Genomic DNA, 17,373 nt, shown 5'->3' on the forward strand with positions numbered 1-17,373 from the left:
TTTTATTACGTCTTCTTTTTCACACCCACTCATTAATTATCCCCCTTTTCCCTTCCCTCGCTGCGCTTTAAATATTTACTAATCTTTACGAAATAATCACTAAGACTCAGATAAAAAAGAACATTTCTATCAACCCAAATTACACGCACTCTTCATCGGTTGAAAACGAAAATGACAATGATTATCTTTCCCCATCTTAAATTTTGTGAACTCCACCATGCGTACCGTCTTACTGCTTTGCCTGCTGTTTCTTAGCCCGCTCTTGCAGGCAAAAACCGTCACCGACATTTTAGGCCGACAGGTCACGATCCCAGACAATCCTCAGCGCATCATTCTTGGCGAGAGCCGCATGCTGTATACGCTGGCGTTGCTCCAGCTTGATAATCCGGCAAAACATGTCGTCGGCTGGCCGGGAGATATGGCACGCTACGATGCGCAGAGCTGGTCACGTTATATCGAAAAATTCCCACAGCTGAGCCAGATCTCCCAGTTAGGTAACGGCAGCCTGCAAGCGATAAATGCAGAAATGCTGCTGCCGTTAAAACCCGACCTGGTCATTCTTCCACGGCTGGCAAAAAATGCGGCTAATGAAGACCTTCTGCAACAAACGCTGACCCGTGCGGGGATCCCGTTTATTTACGTCGATCTGCGTATCGATCTGCTGAACAACACATTACCCAGTATTCATCTGCTCGGTGAGGTACTGAATCAATCTTCGCGCGCTACCGCCTTCAGCAATTTCTATCAGCAGCATATGGACGTGATTCGCCAACGCATCGCGCAATACCACGGCAAGAAACCGACGGTCATGCTGCATCTGCATCTGGGCAGACGAGATACCTGCTGCACCACGGCGGTCGGCGGCAGCCTGGGCGATCTGCTGACTTTCGCTGGCGGCGAGAATATTGCCAGCGGCACCATCAATACCGTCTACGGAGAGCTAAGCCCGGAGCGCGTTCTGGCCGCCAATCCCGACGTCTATATCGCCACCGGCATGGCAGGACCGGAGGGCAAACGTTTCTCCAGCCTGATGCTCGGACCTCTGGTTAACGCCACGCAGGCGAAAGAAAGCTTCGACACGCTTATCCGTCAGGAACCTATTTTGTCTCACCTGCGCGCCGTGCAAACGGGCCATGCCTGGAGTATGTGGCACAACTTCTATCTCAGCCCGTACCACGTCGTCATGGTCGAAATGTTTGCCAAGGCACTCTACCCGGATCGGTTTGCCGATATCGATCCGCAACAAACACTACAACAACTTTATCAGCAGTTTTTACCTATTGAATTTTCAGGGATTTATTGGAGTCAGATTTCACATGAATAAAAAGACCACGTTACGTCACGGCTGGCCGCTGCTGGCACTGTTGCCGTTTAGCATTCAGGCAGCCATCGTTGATGGCAAAGAAGACACCATGGTGGTAAACGCCACCACTGGCGATCAGGTAGGAAAAGAAGTCGGCTATCAGCCGCATAAAACCGTGACCGGCACCCGTACCGAAAGCCGCCTGCTGGATGTCCCGCAGGCCGTCAACGTCGTCCCGACTCAGGTACTCGACGATCGTGCGGTACGCAACATTGATGAAGCACTGTATAGCGTCAGCGGCATCACCCAGTCCAATACGCTGGGCGGCACACAGGATGCCATCATCAAACGTGGCTTCGGCGATAACCGCGACGGTTCAATCTTTCGTGATGGCGTGCGTTCCATTCAAGCACGTAACTTTACGCCCAGCAGCGAACGCGTCGAAGTGCTGAAAGGCCCGGCCTCCATGCTCTACGGCATGGGCGAACCCGGCGGCGTCATCAATGTCATCAGTAAAAAGCCTGAGTTGGTACAGAAAACGCACATTGAAGGCTGGGGAAGCAGCTTCAAAGGCGGCGGCGGGCAGTTGGATGTCACTGGCCCGTTAGGTACGTCCGGTCTGGCTTACCGTATGGTGGTCGATCACGATGAAACTGATTACTGGCGCAACTTCGGGCGTAACCGCCAAACGACGGTTGCGCCATCCCTCATGTGGTACGGCGAAGACACCACCGTGCGCGTAGCCTACGAACATATGGAATACCTGACACCTTTCGATCGCGGCACTCTTATCGATCCGAGGACGGGCAAGCCGGTTAATACGCCACGCGATCGCCGCTTTGATGAAAGCTACAATGCAACACGCGGCGATCAGGACAGCGTCACCATGCAGGTTGACCGTAACCTCAATGACCGCTGGAAAAGCAGCCTCACCTATTCGTATAACCGCAACCGCTACAGCGACAATCAGGCGCGGGCGATGAGTTATAACGCTAACACAGGAATACTGACTCGCCGTGCAGATGCAACCGCCGATGCACATTCTCAGGCTCAAATCGTCCAACTCACGCTGAATGGCGATGTGGACTGGGGACGCATCAATCACCAATTGCTGCTTGGATTTGATTACGAAGCAGACCGAACCTTCCGCGGTGATATGATCCGCGCAACAAAGAGCACATCTGGATTTGATATTTATAATCCGGTCTATGGGCAGCTCCCTGCGTCAACTAACGTTCTCGCCGCCGAAAGCGATCAGCGTGAAAATATCGATAGCAAAGCCTTCTTTATGCAAGATGCTATTCGTCTTAACGATCGCTGGCAGTTGCTGGGTGGCCTGCGTTATGACACGTTCGATACGATGTCTGGCAAAGGGCGTCCGTTCGTCACGCGTACTGACAGCACCTACAGTCGCGTTGTCCCACGTGCGGGTGTGGTTTATAGCCTGACATCCTATTCTTCGCTTTATGCCAGCTATAGTGAATCATTCAAACCGAACACCTCTATCGCTACACAAATCGATTCACTGCCACCAGAGTTAGGACGATCTTACGAAATAGGAACCAAATGGGACCTGCCCAACCGCATTACTGGTAACGTGGCGTTGTTCGATATTGAAAAACAAAACGTAATGGTGGACGAGCTGATAAATGGTCAAACGGTAACACGCACTGCAGGCACGGTACGTTCGCAAGGTGTCGAACTGGATCTGGCGGGCAATATCACCGATTCCTTAAGCCTGATCGGTTCCTATGCCTATACCGACGCTCGCGTCACTGCCGATCCAAAAAATAACGGCAAACGCATGCCTAACGCTGCGCGCCATACCGCCTCGCTGTTCCTGACGCAGGACTTCGGCAACATTGGTTTGGCGGCTGGTGACGATCTTCGTGCTGGCGCAGGCGCGCGCTACGTCAGCCGTCGCGCGGGTGATGCAGCAAATACCTTCTATCTGGATGATTACACCGTCGCCGATGCCTTTGTTGCCTATAGTCTGCCGCTCAACGGTTACAAGGTGAAATGGCAGCTCAACGTGAAGAACCTGTTCGACCAGACCTATTATCCCTCCAGCGGTAACAATCTGCGCGTCGCCATCGGTGAACCGCGTCAGGTGGTACTGCGCGCCAGCGTCGATTTCTGATGCACTTTCGCTCCGCGTCTCACCGATGCGGGGCACCTTGTTGTGTTTCATTCCACATTCAGCGTTCAGCACCAGCTTCCCCGCCGCTATACTAGCGTTGGCATACTTATGCCAACGTGACCTCAGTAACAGCGGTTCACGTCCCTTTTATCAATTAAGGATTCACTATGTCCGGTACGAGCAATTCCGTTCGGCTACGACCGCTGGAGCGGGACGATCTCACTTTTGTTCATCAGTTGGATAACAATGCCAGTGTGATGCGTTATTGGTTTGAAGAGCCTTACGAGGCCTTTGTCGAACTCAGCGATCTGTACGACAAACATATTCATGACCAAAGCGAGCGGCGCTTCATTATTGAACACGAGCAGACCAAAGTCGGTCTGGTTGAGCTGGTGGAGATTAACCACATCCACCGCCGCGCGGAATTTCAGATCATTATCGATCCCGCGTATCAAGGCAAAGGTTACGCCAGCGCGGCAGCCAAGCTGGCGATGGATTACGGCTTCTCGGTGTTGAACCTCTATAAGCTGTATTTGATTGTGGATAAGGAAAACCAGAAGGCGATCCACATCTACAGCAAACTGGGGTTTGAGGTCGAAGGCGAACTGATCCACGAGTTTTTCATCAACGGTGAATATCGCAACACGATCCGCATGTGCATTTTCCAACATCAATATCTGGCGAAGCACAAAACCGTGACGGGAACCGGCGGCGAAGCACCAGGAAGTTCTATAAGTCAGTAAATTCTGGCTGGCAATGTGCCAGCCTCAGGTCGTTGACAAGCCTATTTACCGAATGAAAACGGGCGTAACGGAATAGAAGAGTAAAGCGTTTGCGCCAGGGATGGCGCAATCCGAGCTTACATGGACGTACTTGCAGCGTCTTTACGATCTATCCGTTGCGCCCGCTCTACGGACTTTATCAGCAATCTTAGGCCAGCAATGCGCCAGCCTTCTGTTAGTGCATTACCCCGAAAACTGCCGGAACAGTGCTTTACCGCGTAACAGACGCAGCCCCAGCCAGCCGCCGCAGAGCGACAGAAGGAACGCCGCGATTAACGGCAGTGCTATCCACATCCCGATATTCGGTTCCCAGGCAAAGTTAAAGACCTTACGCTGCAACAACCACAGGGCCGACTCTGCGCCAATCGCCGCCGCAGTTCCCGCAACCAGGCCCAGCACCGCGAATTCACACCACAGCGTGGTACGCAGCAGACGCAGCCCAGCCCCCAGCGTTCGATACACCATCAGTTCCTGACGTCGCTGACGCATCCCAACCTGAATCTGAGCCAGCAACAGCAGCACGCCACAGAACAGCACCAGGATGACCATAATCTCCAGCGCGCGACTCACCTGCTGCAAGACCTGCCCAACCTGACGCAGAATACTGCCGATATCCAGCACGCTCACCGTCGGGAACTGGCGATTCAGTTGCGTAATCATCTTCTCGTCGCCATCGTAGCGGAAGCTGGTCAGCCAGGACTGCGGCTGGTTATCCAACGCCCCCACAGGGAAAATAAAGAAGAAATTCGGACGCAAGCTTTCCCAATCCACCTGACGGAAACTGGTCACCGTGGCGCTAAACGGCTGCGTGTCGCCGGTAAAGGTCAGCGTATCGCCAATCTTGATCCCCATCTCTTTGGCTTCTTTCGCTTCCATCGAGACTTCGCCCGTCTTCGGCGCTTCGCCCTCTACCAACACATTGTGTTGCGGGATCCCGTTCATCCAGGTCAGGTTCAGCTCACGGTTCACCGTGTTCCCCCCCGGATCGTCCTCGTGGATCACTTCCGTCGCAACCTGCTGATTAATCTCCGTCAGGCGCGCACGAATAATGGGGAAGAACTGCTCCGGCATCACCTCATGCTGAGAAAGGAAATCCCTTATCTGTGGCACCTGATCTGCCGTGATATTCAGCAGGAAATAGTTCGGGCTACCCGGCGGTAACTGCTGCTGCCAGCGTTCAAGCAAATCACCGCGCATCACCAGCAGCAGCGCCAATAGCATGAAGGACAGCGAAAACGCAGCCAGTTGACTAAGCGTCGACCACGGCTGGCGCAGCAGGCGATTAATCGCCAGACGCAACGCCAGTCGTTTAACCGTCAAACGCCGTAGCAGCAGCAGACCACCCCAGCCAATGACACCCAAAAGTAGCGACAGCACCGCCACACCGCCAAGCAGCGACCACAGCAACACGCCGCCACCGGACAACACGGCTAGCAGCCCGACGACAATAATCAGGACGATCGGCAGGTAATAGCGCAGCGGCCACACGTTCGCCACCACATCCTGACGCAACACGCGCAGCGGCTGTGTCGCCAGCAGCAGTCGATAAGGACGCAGCCCAACCAGCAGTGAGATCAGCACCAGCGATCCCAGCGCCCATACCCACGGCCACAGCCCGGAGGCTGGCAGTGTTGCAGGCAGCACCGGCGCCAGCATTTTCATCAGCAGCGCCTCAAACCCAAGGCCGAGCACGCTACCGCAAACCGCTGCCAGACCAAGTACGGAAAGCCACTGCCCGATGATTAATCGCCTCAGCGCCTGTTTGCCTGCCCCCAGCGTTTTTAGAATAGCGACCAAATCATAGCGGCTGCGGCAGTAGTGCCCCATCGCCACTGCGACCGCGGCAATAGACAACAGCAGCGTCAGCAACGCCGACAGCAACAGGAACTGCTGCGACCTTTTTAACGACTGGCTCAGCGCGCCTTCGGAGTCTTCCATGCCATACCAGCGCTGATCGGGCTTAAGCTGTGGCTTGATGAAATTGCTGAATTCACTAATTTGCTTCTCATTGCCAGAAAACATATAGCGCCAGGTAATGCGGCCCCCCGGCTGAATCGCCCCCGTTTTCTCGACATCATCCAGATTCATCAGAATACGCGGCGCGGTCTCAAACGGATTAAAGCCGGCATCCGGTTCCTGAATCAGTTCACCGCTGATGCGCAGCGAGGTATCGCCGACGTCCAGCATGTCACCGACTTTCAGATCAAGTAAGGCCAACAGTCGTGGAGCCACCAGCACCGTTCCCGCTTCCGCATGCAGCCCTTCAGGGCGCGTCTGCAAATTACCGTACAGCGGATAGCGTTGGTCCGTCGCTTTAACCTGCGCCAGCTGCGGCGTATCGCCCGCAAATGTCATGGTCATGAAAGAAATCTGGCGGCTAAGCGTCAGCCCGCGCTGCTCCGCTTCCTGAAGCCAGGTGTCCGCGACAGGCCGCGACGCACGCAGCACGCGGTCACCTGCCAGAAAATCTCTACTCTGCTGGCTGAGCCCTTTTTCCATGCGGTCGCTGATGGTGCCCAACGCCAGCACGCAAGCCACCGCCAGCGTTAGCGCCAGCCAGACAATCAATAAGGAAGGAGAGCGCCATTCGCGCCAGAACCACCGCCAGATCATGCGTCCTCCCGCAGCTTGCCGTCGACTAACCGCAGACGTCGCTCGCAGCGCGCCGCCAGCTGTTCATCGTGCGTCACCAGAATCAGCGTCGTGGCATAATCGCGATTGAGGGAAAACAGCAAATCAACGATGCGTTCACCGGTTTTACGATCCAGATTTCCGGTAGGTTCATCGGCAAACAAGACGTTAGGACGACCGCTGAACGCGCGTGCCAGCGCCACACGCTGCTGCTCACCGCCGGAAAGCTGAGCGGGAAGATGATGTAAGCGCTCACCTAGCCCGAGCTGCTGTAACAGCTGCTCGGCCTGACCACGGCTGTGGCTGTCGCTTTCACCGCGCAGCAACGCGGGTAACTGTACGTTCTCCAACGCATTCAGCGTCGGCACCAGCATGAAAGACTGAAAGACAAAACCAACGTGCTGAGCGCGCAGCACCGCACGACCTTCTTCATCCAATGCGTTGAGTGACTTGCCCATCAGGCTCACGTCGCCTTCCGTGCCATCATCCAGCCCGGCCAAAATCCCCAGTAAGGTCGATTTCCCCGAACCAGATTCCCCAATCAGGGCAATTGTCTGCGCAGGTTTGACAATAAGCTCAACTCCGGTAAGGATGGAAAGCCGATTTTCTCCCTGACCAACGTGCTTACTAAGATGATGAACTTCAAGAATGTTTTCTACGTGCGCAGTTTCGCTTGGCGTAGCACTCGCTGGGCTGGTCTTCGCAAACATGTTTTCGTCCTTTTGCTTCTGGGATTATGCAGCGTACGCGCTTTCGCCGCTGACACATTATTAATTCTGGGCGATAGCCTCAGTGCGGGCTATCAGATGCCGGCCGCTAACGCGTGGCCAACGCAGCTGAACACACAGTGGCAGACGCAGAAAAAAGGCATCGCGGTGGTTAACGCCAGTATTAGCGGTGACACCACAGCACAAGGGCTGGCGCGACTTCCTGCCCTGCTGAAACAGCATCAGCCGCGTTGGGTGTTGATTGAACTGGGCGGCAATGATGGGCTCCGGGGATTTCCGGCAGCCAATATCGAGCAGGATCTGACGAAAATCATCACGCTGGTCAAACAAGCTGACGCCCAGCCACTGCTCATGCAGATCCGTTTGCCGACCAACTATGGCCGTCGCTACACCGAGTCATTCAGCAATATCTACCCCAAATTGGCGGAGCAGTTTGCACTTCCGCTGCTGCCTTTCTTTATGGAGCAGGTGTATCTTAAACCGGAGTGGATGATGGAAGATGGCATCCATCCAACCCGGGATGCCCAACCGTTTATCGCAGAATGGATGGCGAAGCAGCTGGAACCCTTAGTTAACCATGAGTCTTAATAAATAGGCTTTTGAATTAGGTAAAGTTATGCAAAAAACGGTCTTCATTACCGGTTGCTCCAGCGGCATTGGCCTGATTGCCGCTCAGGATCTGCAAAAACGTGGCTATCGCGTGATTGCAGCCTGCCGCCGTACAGAGGATGTTGCTCGTCTGACTGCGCTAGGCCTGGAAGCGATTACGCTCGATCTGGATGACAGCGCCAGCGTGGAGCAAGCCGCTGCGGAGGTGATCAGGCTGACCAATAACCGCCTGTACGGTTTGTTTAATAACGCCGGATACGGCCTGTATGGTCCGTTAAATACCATTTCGCGCCAGCAGCTTGAACGGCAGTTTTCCAGCAACCTGTTCGGCACGCATCAGCTCACGCAGCTGTTATTACCTGCGATGCTGCCTCATGGTGAAGGCCGCATCATCCAGACCAGTTCCGTACTGGGACTGGTGTCAACGCCAGGTCGCGGTGCGTATGCCGCCAGCAAATATGCGCTGGAAGCCTGGTCAGATGCGTTGCGTATGGAACTCCACGGCAGCGGCCTGCACGTCAGCCTGATCGAGCCCGGCCCGATCAGTACGCGCTTTACCAGCAATGTCGCACAGACGCAGACGGACAAACCGGTGACCAACCCCAGCATCGCCAAGCGCTTCACGCTGCCGCCGGAAGCGATATTACCGAAGCTCCATCATGCGCTGGAAAGCTCACGGCCTAAATTACGCTATCCCGTGACGCTGGTGGCTCACGCCTTAACCTGGCTGCGTCGTTTGCTACCGGGGTGTCTTCTGGATAAGGTATTACGAGGATAAGGTCGCAGAGGGCGATGTATTGCGCACTCACCTCTGCACAAGGCTTGTAAGTGACACCGACAGGCCCCATCTAAGAGTCAAATGAATTCAAGAAGTAAGAGAGACTACTCATGTTAGAACAACAAGCGACTATCGTTGACGTCAATGAATCCAACCTGCATCAGGTGTTGGAACACTCCACGACACTGCCAGTCCTGTTTTACTTCTGGTCGGGGCGTAGCCAGCACTGCCTGGAGCTGGAACCGGTACTGGACAAGCTGGCGCAGGAGTACGCCGGACAGTTTGTTCTGGCGAAGGTTGACTGTGATGCCGAACAGCGCGTAGCCGCCCAGTTTGGCCTGCGCTCAATCCCAACCGTGTATCTGTTTAAAGACGGGCAACCGCTGGACGGTTTTCAGGGGCCACAGCCGGAAGAGGCCATCCGTGAGTTGCTGAAACGCGCACTGCCGAAAGAAGAAGAGCTGAAAGTCGCACAGGCGCAGCAGCTGATTCAGGAAGACAAACTGCCGGAAGCGATGCAACTGCTGAAAGACGCCTGGCAACTCAGCCAACAGCGCAGCGACATCGGTCTGATGCTGGCAGAAGTGCAGATTCAGATCAACCGCAGTGAAGATGCGGAAGCCGTGTTGGCCACCATTCCTTTGCAAGACAGGGATACCCGCTATCACAGCCTTGTTGCCCAGATTGAGTTGCTGAAACAGGCAGCAGATACGCCAGAAATTCAGCATCTACAACAGCAGTTGGACGCCGACCCGCAAAATGCGGAGCTGGCGGTACAGCTTGCGCTGCAACTGCATCAGGTTGGGCGTAACGAAGAAGCGCTCGAACTGCTGATGGGCTTCCTGAAGAAAGATCTGGCCGCCGCTAACGGCAGCGCACGTAAAACGCTAATGGACATCATGGCCGCCCTCGGCACCAGCGACGCCCTCGCCGCCCGCTACCGTCGACAGCTCTACTCGTTGCTGTATTGATTCTCTTGTGGAAAAGGCCAGAATGTTGATTCTGGCCTTTTTATTTGCAGGCGAGTATTAGCGGCTTATCGGCTTATGCTAGATTGATGCGATAGTTTCGGGCGTGCTAACCCGGCGTAAAAATTGCGCTGAGGTGATCGTTACCGCCGAGTGAGCGGCATGGATGCCGCGCAAGCTGGTGCCGCGTAGGGAACGCGTCACCAGCGGCTCGACAAGCGGAAACGAGCGCCGAAGGCACCGCACAGCGGCGCAATTCACGCCAAAAAGCCTGGGGGCACGGGGCGAGCGGCGATTGAGCCGTCCCGTGTCGGGCGCGTGCTACGAGGTAGCATGAAAATGACGGTATTATCGCGCACGAAACTAACCCCGAAAGCCGAATAGAAGTGTGGCTAAGGCAGGTTAAGGATAAGATCCTCGGTAATTCCCCGCTGACTACAGCGTCTTCAACACCGTGATCCAACCGTGTCCGCCGTACACTGACCAGCCGTTTAGCCAGCGGCGCAGCATGTTCATCGCCAGCATCGCAACAACTTCCTGATGCGTTTTCAGGCTGTAGCGCTGTACGTTGAACTGTATCGTTTGGGCGAAAGATCCTTCCGGCGTATGCAGCGCTAATGACAGCTCCGCATCATTCCGGTTACCCACAACCAGCGCTAACGACGCCCCCTGACGCTCCGCCAGATGGCGAGCATAGTCCGCTAGCCCAGACAGGTTAGTATCCTCAACCTTTGCCAGCAGTTCTCCGCCCGCCAGCGGCGTATTTGCCGACTGGAGCTGCCAGTTGAGCAATCCTGCCGTGAAATCTTCACTCACTGCCAGCGTCATATCACGCTCAGCCAGACGCCGTGCCAGCTGTGCCGGTAACCCTTCGGTTCCTTCGAAGATGGTATTTTCCCCTGCCACGGTGCGCACCGTTTCCCACAGTTGCTCCATGTTTTCCTGCTGTGCAGCAGGGCCGGTTAGCTTGAGCTCGATAATCGGCATAGAAGAGCGGTAGCCCAACACCACGCCCGGCGGTAACGCCATGCCGTCCAACTGGCTTGCCAGATCGCTCTCGGATCGGCCAAAGGTGGTCAGGCGTAGGCACAGCGGGGCATCAGCAACAGCAAAACGCTCACGCAGGCGCGGCATAATTTGCTGATCGACCATGACCTTAAACTCAGACGGCACGCCCGGCGTAAAAAACATCAGGCATTTGTTCAGTTGCAGTGCAAAGCCACAGGCGGTGCCCACCGGGTTATCCACCATTTCCGCACTGGCGGGGATTTGTGCCTGTTTGCGGTTGCTCGGTGCCATCACTCTGCCACGCTCGGCAAAGAACGCCTCCATACGCGCCAGCCATTCCGCGTGCTCAACCAGCCCTTCTCCTGCTGCGGTGGCCGCTGCCAACGCGCTGAGATCGTCGCTGGTCGGCCCTAAGCCGCCGTTCACAATCAGAATATCGGCTATCTGGCTACGCTGCGTTATCGCCGTCACCAGCGCATCGAGATCGTCCCCCACCGTCATCCGGCTGGTCATCGGTAATCCCTGCTGAAACAGATAATCCGCCAGCCAGGCCGCATTGGTATCAATAATCTGACCATGCAGCACTTCATCGCCGGTACATAACATCTCGACCCTAAGCATTTTTTTATTCCTCGTGACGATCCTGAAACCACTTTAAAAAGTCGGATGAACAAACACAATATTTCTTTCAGCCCGCCCCAAAATACGCCACCGCCGACGAACCTCACTCCAGTGTAAATATAAAATTACACCCCTCGTAACGGCGTTTTGACAGAAATCACTGAATACTCTACCCTGCTGCCAAAAATATCTGGATAGCCACGCTATTTATAGAGGAATAGGTGAAAAATCGTACTCTTGGCAGCATTTTTATCGTTGCAGGCACCACTATCGGAGCTGGAATGTTGGCGATGCCGCTAGCAACCGCCGGCGTCGGGTTTGGTACTACATTGATGATATTAATCGGTTTGTGGGCACTGATGTGTTACAGCGCCTTATTGCTGGTTGAAGTGTATCAGCATCAGCCTTCGCACACCGGGCTAGGCACGTTGGCAAAAATCTACCTCGGCCGCTGGGGACAGTGGATCACCGGTTTCAGTATGCTATTTCTGATGTATGCGCTAACGGCAGCGTATATCAGCGGCGCAGGCGAGCTGCTCGCCAGCAGTATTAGCCAGTGGAGTGGCTACTCACTTCCATTGTCCGCAGGCATTCTGCTCTTCACGCTGGTTGCCGGCGGCGTCGTCTGTATCGGCACCTCCTCCGTCGATTTGTTTAACCGTATCCTGTTTAGCGGCAAAGTACTGATGCTTGTCATCATGCTGGCCGTCATGGTGCCGCATATTCAGCGCGTCAACCTCTTAACGCTACCACTGCAACAGGGCCTGACGCTCTCGGCATTACCCGTCATTCTGACGTCGTTCGGCTTTCACGGCAGTATCCCCAGTATCGTGCACTACATGGGTGGCGACAGCCGTAAGCTGCGCCGAATATTCCTTATCGGTAGCGTAATACCGCTGATTGCCTATATTTTCTGGCAGCTCGTGATGCTGGGCAGCCTCAGCTCTTCAACATTCAATGCTATTTTGGCCGATCAGGCGGGATTGAATGGGTTGATGCAGGCTATTCGTACGCTGGTTGCCTCTCCGCACGTTGAACTGGCCGTCCACCTGTTTGCCGATCTGGCACTGGCAACCTCTTTCCTCGGCGTGGCGCTTGGATTGTTCGATTATTTAGCCGATCTGTTTAAACGTAAAAATAGCATCATCGGGCGTGCGCAAACGGGCTTGCTGACCTTCATTCCCCCGCTGGTGTTTGCTCTCTTTTATCCGCAAGGTTTTGTGATGGCGCTAGGCTATGCGGCAATTGCGCTGGCCGTGCTGGCACTGCTTATTCCCGTTCTGCTGAGCTGGCAGGTACGCAAACAGCGCCCTGAAATACGCGCAACGCGCGGTGGCGCCCCGGTTCTGGCACTGGTCTTCGCCAGCGGCGTAGCGATTATCCTGATCCAACTGGCGATGGTGGCAGGCTGGCTACCGTCGATTAGTTAACCTTCTCATCGGTTAATCCAAGACATAAAAAAAGAGCGTGAACTCAACATTCACGCTCTTTTTCTTTCGAACTTCAGAGAACTATTAGAAGCTCAGACCAACGCCAATATAGGCAGAATCCGCCAGTCTGTTATCCGGGCCGTTCTCACGCGCCATGTTGATGTAGCGGTAACCGACATCAACGCTCAGCGGTGCAAACACCTGCCAGCGTACGCCTGCTTTCCCTTCAACATAGTGGTCGACATGGCTGGAGAAGGAATCCGGTGAATAGTAACCTTCACCATACAGCGAGAACTGACGGCTCAGCGGCCACTGCACACCACCGCCCAGTGCGACACCATAGCCATCATTACCATGCTCCTGATTCAGGTACAGTGCTTTACCACCCAGCGTCAGTTTGAGTGGGCCAACAGGAATGGTGTATCCCAGACCGAAGCCGTATACATCATTGTTGTTGTCGCCGTGGGCATAGCTCACATTGCCCGCAAGCCCTGGAATGCCCAGACCGAAGCCCGCACTGGCACCTGCGTAATCGCGGCCTGCTTCCCCGGAAAGGCTAATGGCATGTACAGAAGCACTTGCAAGTAACAAGCTTCCCACACAGGCAATCACAAACTTTTTCATTTTCAATATCCTTAAAAACCGTCGTTAAACGCGCGTGTAAAGGTGTTATCGTTGCCGATTCTACCCGAAACGCCCCCTCACTCCAGCATGAAATTGCCCTGAGCAGCGATTTATTCTTTTAATAATCATGAAAGTTTGCCTTCTGCGCTGCTGACAATAACAGCAATAAGCGCCGCCTATTTGCGCCAAAAAGACAAAGTGAATAATAGTAATCACCATGGATGACGATAAAACAGGCAGAAGGAAACGATGATGAGAGAAGGAAAATTAGCCACAGAAAAGCGCGCTACAACGATGGATGCCCCTCGCGCGGTGAGTTCCGACAGGCACAGCCCAATGCGGTTTCAGGACATGTGGTTTCTGGAGAAGCTGGCGCTATTTGATCGTGAAACCAGCGCCAATAATCAGACCAATCATCCGCGAAAAGTGGCGAAATCCGGCACCAGCGCACCGGACAACTAACCTACGACCGCGCTGCGCGGCCTGTTGTGTTGGGCGAATGATGCATGGCATTGACCCAGCTTTTCACCTGCTGGCGAGAAAGCTTAATCCCACCATTTTTCAGTTCAGCAGGCAGCGCATAATACGCAACCGGGCGCTGAAATCCAGCAAGCTGTGGCTGTAGCCAATCGCGTATTGCATCAAGCGTCGTGGCTTGTGCCACCTCCAATACCGCAACAGGACGATGGCCGAACTCCGCATCGTCAACAGGCACAATGCAGGCCTGCTGAACATCAGGATGTGTCAACAGTACGGCTTCGATATTCTCGGGCTGAATCCCTTCTCCACCGCTGAAGAATTGGTTATCCAGACGCCCCAGAATGTGCCATTCATCCTCGGCAAATCGCCCGCGATCCCGCGTGTGGAACCAACCGTCATCATCGACTAATGGAATCAGTTTTCCGTCACGCCAATAGCCCGCGGCCAGCGTGCTGCCACGCAGCAGAATTTCATCCTCCGCCAGCCGAATCTCTCGCCCGTGCAGCGGCATGCCGACGCCCGAACGCCCGTCAGCACGTTTCGCGCAGACCGTGGACGCCAGTTCCGTCAGACCATAGCCACACCAGCAGCTGACGCCTCGCGCTTCCGCCTGTTGTGTCAGCGCCTGCGGAATCATCGCGCCACCAAGCAATACGGCTTTCAGTGCCGAAGGGAATGTCCCCTCTGACAGCAGTCGCCACAGTTGCGTTGGCACCAGAGAAGCATGGGTGCAGTCGCGCAATGCCCTATCCAGAGGCTGATGTGCGCGGACAACGAGCGTTGCCCCAGTCGCAAGCCAGCGCCAGACGATGCCCTGCCCGGAAACGTGAAAGAGCGGAAGTGACAACAGCCAGCTGTCGCTGGAGGAAAATGCCATCATCTGCACCACACCTTCCGCGCTGGAGAGATGGGCAGCAAATGAATGCACCGCTGCTTTTGGCATCCCGCTGGAGCCGGATGTCAGCGTCAGCGTCGCCAGCAGATCGGCCTGCCAGCGTAATCGATCGATGCAGCGACTTTCTTCGGTATCGCCTGATGGCGCAGAGTCTGATGACAAAGAAATTGGCGGCAAAGAAAGCGTGCGTATCGCATTCGGCCACGGTTTATCATTCAGGCACAGACCATACGCCACATTCAGCGTGGGCAGCAGCGCCTCGGTTAATGCATCAGGTAACTGTGGATTCAGCGGCAGCACGCGCACGCCGCACTGTAACAGCGCCAAATAGCTGAACAGCATATGGACGCTATTTTTCCCGCGTAGCGCGACCGTACTCTCGGCCGTCACGCCCTGCTGTGTGAAATGCGCTGCCAGATGATCCACCCGCTGGGCAAGCGACTGCCAGCTCCAGCGGGTTTCGTCGTCAATCAAGGCGACAGACTCATTCAACGAAACAGGCTGGGGCGTCTGGTCAGCCCAGTGTCGCCACGGCCAGTCAGTCAGGATTGCCATACCACGTCCAGTTGCTCAGCAGCCAGCAGCGGTAGCGCACTCTCCGGCCAGCATTGAATCACCTGCGCCTGCATCAGATCCAACGTGTCCAGCCCAGGGATCGTGTCCGGCGTCAGCCAGTGCGCCAAACGCGCCAGCTGCGTTAAGCCCAGACTGGATTCGATGCTGGAGCTTATCACCGCCGTTAATCCAGCCTGATGCGTTTCCTGCACCAGCTGCTGGCAGCGAGCGAGGCTGCCGACCAGCGTAGGCTTGATCACAATCGCGCTCACACCCGGCTCGGCTTCCACCCGAAAATCCGCATCGCGCACGCTTTCGTCCCAGGCAATGCTGATACCCGTTTCCCGCGCAAACTCGCGAGATTCCTCACGGGTTTTGCAAGGCTCTTCGAGAAAGGCAATGCGCGAACGTAATGACGGCGCAACGTAGCGGGCAAAGCCGTCCGCTTTGGCACGCGTCCAACTGCGGTTGGCATCCAGACGGAGTTTCAGATCCGGCAAGGCTTCCAGCAGCACGTTAACGATCATGCCGTCACGCACCGCTTCGTACAGGCCGACTTTGATCTTTGCCACTTTCTCGCCCGGCATCGCCTGTAGCATGTCAAACAGCTCGTCAGGATCGCCGCTGCACAATGGCGCTTTGCGATAGTCCGCCGCCTGCGGCAGACGCTGATCCAGCTCGGCCTGCGCACAGCTCAAGCCAAAGGCAACAGAAGGCGGAAGATCGTCAGAAAATGCCGCCCCTGCCGCCCACGATTTTAGCTGTTCAAGCGCAGCTGATTCCGCCTCTGCCAGCGTTTCCACGCTGAATTCCGGCAACGGCGCAATCTCGCCCCATCCCAATCGCTCGCCGTCTTGCAAGCGAACGATAAGCCCATCGCGGGTTTTCAGACGCTGATTGCGCAGCACCACTCCGGCTTCCATCGGCACGCTGTAACGATAGAGTGTGACCTGACGCATTACGGATTCCGTTTAAATTTGCTGAAGTCAGGCTGACGTTTTTCGTTGAACGCGTTACGGCCTTCCTGCCCTTCGTCCGTCATGTAGAACAGCATGGTGGCGTTGCCCGCCAGCTCCTGCAAGCCAGCCTGACCGTCGCAGTCTGCGTTCAGCGCCGCTTTCAGGCAACGCAGCGCCATCGGGCTGTTTTGCAGCATTTCACGGCACCAGCGTACCGTCTCTTTTTCCAGATCTGCCAACGGAACCACGGTGTTAACCAGCCCCATATCCAGCGCTTGCGCCGCATCGTACTGTCGGCAGAGGAACCAGATTTCACGCGCTTTCTTCTGACCGACGATGCGCGCCATGTAAGACGCGCCCCAGCCGCCGTCGAAAGAACCAACGCGTGGACCCGTTTGACCGAAGATGGCGTTCTCTGCCGCAATCGTCAGGTCACACATCATGTGAAGAACGTGTCCGCCACCGATGGAATATCCTGCGACCATCGCGACAACCGGCTTCGGACAGGTACGGATCTGACGCTGGAAATCCAGCACGTTCAGGTGATGCACTCCGCTGTCATCCTGATAACCGCCGTAGTCACCGCGTACTTTCTGATCGCCGCCGGAGCAGAATGCCTTATCGCCAGCGCCGGTCAGAATGATCGTCCCGATGCCGTCGTCGTGACGGGCATTATCGAGCGCCTGAATCATCTCTTTTACCGTTTGCGGACGGAACGCATTGCGAACCTGAGGACGGTTAATCGTGATTTTGGCAATGCCATCGATGGATTTATGGTAGAGAATATCGGCGAAGTCGCCGCTGCAATCGTGCCATTCAATCGGTGCGTAAAGCAGATCTTCACTCGGATAAAGCATAGTTA

General features: G+C 55.4%; 15 protein-coding genes. 8 read left to right on the plus strand and 7 right to left on the minus strand.

Features of this window, described 5'->3' with window-relative positions:
* Positions 1–217: 217 nt before the first annotated feature.
* The 3 genes from Q3A88_RS05930 (at position 218) to speG (ending at position 4,186) form a co-directional block, all read left to right on the plus strand.
* Positions 218–1,324, plus strand: coding sequence for an ABC transporter substrate-binding protein (locus tag Q3A88_RS05930; RefSeq protein WP_317177580.1), 1,107 nt, complete (start codon positions 218–220; stop codon positions 1,322–1,324).
* The gene (locus tag Q3A88_RS05935) at positions 1,317–3,443 is read left to right on the plus strand and encodes a TonB-dependent siderophore receptor (RefSeq protein ID WP_233990031.1); all 2,127 of its coding nucleotides are present in this window, start codon (positions 1,317–1,319) and stop codon (positions 3,441–3,443) included. The genes Q3A88_RS05930 and Q3A88_RS05935 overlap by 8 nt, the downstream gene beginning before the upstream one ends.
* Positions 3,444–3,610: 167 nt before the next feature.
* Positions 3,611–4,186: a spermidine N1-acetyltransferase gene (speG, locus tag Q3A88_RS05940; protein ID WP_039288008.1), complete on the plus strand. Its 576-nt coding sequence runs from the start codon at positions 3,611–3,613 to the stop codon at positions 4,184–4,186.
* A 222-nt stretch (positions 4,187–4,408) separates the two neighbouring features.
* Here speG and ybbP read toward each other — a convergent pair whose 3' ends face one another.
* Together ybbP and ybbA are read right to left on the minus strand one after the other, a co-directional pair.
* Positions 4,409–6,838 (minus strand): putative ABC transporter permease subunit YbbP, encoded by a 2,430-nt coding sequence (gene ybbP, locus Q3A88_RS05945; RefSeq protein ID WP_317177581.1) that lies wholly within the window; start codon positions 6,836–6,838, stop codon positions 4,409–4,411.
* On the minus strand, positions 6,835–7,566 hold the full coding sequence (gene ybbA, locus Q3A88_RS05950) for a putative ABC transporter ATP-binding protein YbbA (RefSeq protein WP_317177582.1): 732 nt from the start codon (positions 7,564–7,566) through the stop codon (positions 6,835–6,837). Before ybbA ends, ybbP begins: the two co-directional genes overlap by 4 nt.
* Between ybbA and tesA the strand changes: the two genes are divergently transcribed.
* The 3 genes from tesA (at position 7,492) to Q3A88_RS05965 (ending at position 9,942) form a co-directional block, all read left to right on the plus strand.
* Complete coding sequence (gene tesA / locus Q3A88_RS05955; RefSeq protein WP_317177604.1) at positions 7,492–8,172, plus strand: multifunctional acyl-CoA thioesterase I/protease I/lysophospholipase L1; 681 nt, start codon at positions 7,492–7,494, stop codon at positions 8,170–8,172. The genes ybbA and tesA overlap by 75 nt on opposite strands.
* Positions 8,173–8,200: 28 nt before the next feature.
* On the plus strand, positions 8,201–8,971 hold the full coding sequence (locus Q3A88_RS05960; RefSeq protein ID WP_317177583.1) for an SDR family oxidoreductase: 771 nt from the start codon (positions 8,201–8,203) through the stop codon (positions 8,969–8,971).
* A gap of 110 nt (positions 8,972–9,081) precedes the next feature.
* Positions 9,082–9,942 carry a co-chaperone YbbN gene (locus Q3A88_RS05965; protein ID WP_039466751.1) on the plus strand — a complete coding sequence of 287 codons (861 nt, stop codon included), beginning with the start codon at positions 9,082–9,084 and terminating at the stop codon, positions 9,940–9,942.
* Positions 9,943–10,374: 432 nt separating this feature from the next.
* Here the strand turns inward: Q3A88_RS05965 and Q3A88_RS05970 are convergent, their stop codons facing one another.
* Complete coding sequence (locus Q3A88_RS05970) at positions 10,375–11,568, minus strand: nicotinamide mononucleotide deamidase-related protein YfaY (protein WP_317177584.1); 1,194 nt, start codon at positions 11,566–11,568, stop codon at positions 10,375–10,377.
* A gap of 221 nt (positions 11,569–11,789) precedes the next feature.
* On the opposite strand from Q3A88_RS05970, the gene tyrP reads away from it, so the two are divergent.
* Positions 11,790–12,998, plus strand: a complete 1,209-nt coding sequence (tyrP, locus tag Q3A88_RS05975; RefSeq protein ID WP_039312270.1) for a tyrosine transporter TyrP — start codon at positions 11,790–11,792, stop codon at positions 12,996–12,998.
* Between the two features lie 84 nt (positions 12,999–13,082).
* Here the strand turns inward: tyrP and Q3A88_RS05980 are convergent, their stop codons facing one another.
* Positions 13,083–13,622, minus strand: a complete 540-nt coding sequence (locus Q3A88_RS05980) for a YfaZ family outer membrane protein (protein ID WP_110163668.1) — start codon at positions 13,620–13,622, stop codon at positions 13,083–13,085.
* A 249-nt stretch (positions 13,623–13,871) separates the two neighbouring features.
* Between Q3A88_RS05980 and Q3A88_RS05985 the strand changes: the two genes are divergently transcribed.
* Positions 13,872–14,084 (plus strand): catalase, encoded by a 213-nt coding sequence (locus tag Q3A88_RS05985; protein ID WP_233990023.1) that lies wholly within the window; start codon positions 13,872–13,874, stop codon positions 14,082–14,084.
* A gap of 1 nt (position 14,085) precedes the next feature.
* Here the strand turns inward: Q3A88_RS05985 and menE are convergent, their stop codons facing one another.
* From menE to menB, 3 genes are read right to left on the minus strand one after another with little or no spacing between them, the layout of a single operon-like run.
* A complete protein-coding gene (gene menE, locus Q3A88_RS05990) occupies positions 14,086–15,552 on the minus strand; it encodes an o-succinylbenzoate--CoA ligase (RefSeq protein WP_110163670.1) in 1,467 nt (488 codons plus the stop codon).
* Positions 15,540–16,511 carry an o-succinylbenzoate synthase gene (menC, locus tag Q3A88_RS05995; RefSeq protein ID WP_040034534.1) on the minus strand — a complete coding sequence of 324 codons (972 nt, stop codon included), beginning with the start codon at positions 16,509–16,511 and terminating at the stop codon, positions 15,540–15,542. Before menC ends, menE begins: the two co-directional genes overlap by 13 nt.
* Complete coding sequence (menB, locus tag Q3A88_RS06000) at positions 16,511–17,368, minus strand: 1,4-dihydroxy-2-naphthoyl-CoA synthase (protein WP_010301311.1); 858 nt, start codon at positions 17,366–17,368, stop codon at positions 16,511–16,513. Before menB ends, menC begins: the two co-directional genes overlap by 1 nt.
* Positions 17,369–17,373 lie beyond the last annotated feature (5 nt).

The organism is Pectobacterium sp. HCp5_1, from assembly GCF_032905925.1.
In the GTDB taxonomy this organism is placed as follows: Bacteria; Pseudomonadota; Gammaproteobacteria; order Enterobacterales; family Enterobacteriaceae; genus Pectobacterium; species Pectobacterium brasiliense_A.

Coding starts and splice junctions, on each gene's coding strand:
- Q3A88_RS05930 (WP_317177580.1), top strand. CDS start 218: ATGCGTACCGTCTTACTGCTTTGCCTGCTGTTTCTTAGCCCGCTCTTG.
- Q3A88_RS05935 (WP_233990031.1), top strand. CDS start 1,317: ATGAATAAAAAGACCACGTTACGTCACGGCTGGCCGCTGCTGGCACTG.
- speG (WP_039288008.1), top strand. CDS start 3,611: ATGTCCGGTACGAGCAATTCCGTTCGGCTACGACCGCTGGAGCGGGAC.
- ybbP (WP_317177581.1), bottom strand. CDS start 6,838: ATGATCTGGCGGTGGTTCTGGCGCGAATGGCGCTCTCCTTCCTTATTG.
- tesA (WP_317177604.1), top strand. CDS start 7,492: ATGAACTTCAAGAATGTTTTCTACGTGCGCAGTTTCGCTTGGCGTAGC.
- ybbA (WP_317177582.1), bottom strand. CDS start 7,566: ATGTTTGCGAAGACCAGCCCAGCGAGTGCTACGCCAAGCGAAACTGCG.
- Q3A88_RS05960 (WP_317177583.1), top strand. CDS start 8,201: ATGCAAAAAACGGTCTTCATTACCGGTTGCTCCAGCGGCATTGGCCTG.
- Q3A88_RS05965 (WP_039466751.1), top strand. CDS start 9,082: ATGTTAGAACAACAAGCGACTATCGTTGACGTCAATGAATCCAACCTG.
- Q3A88_RS05970 (WP_317177584.1), bottom strand. CDS start 11,568: ATGCTTAGGGTCGAGATGTTATGTACCGGCGATGAAGTGCTGCATGGT.
- Q3A88_RS05980 (WP_110163668.1), bottom strand. CDS start 13,622: ATGAAAAAGTTTGTGATTGCCTGTGTGGGAAGCTTGTTACTTGCAAGT.
- Q3A88_RS05985 (WP_233990023.1), top strand. CDS start 13,872: ATGATGAGAGAAGGAAAATTAGCCACAGAAAAGCGCGCTACAACGATG.
- menE (WP_110163670.1), bottom strand. CDS start 15,552: ATGGCAATCCTGACTGACTGGCCGTGGCGACACTGGGCTGACCAGACG.
- menC (WP_040034534.1), bottom strand. CDS start 16,511: ATGCGTCAGGTCACACTCTATCGTTACAGCGTGCCGATGGAAGCCGGA.
- menB (WP_010301311.1), bottom strand. CDS start 17,368: ATGCTTTATCCGAGTGAAGATCTGCTTTACGCACCGATTGAATGGCAC.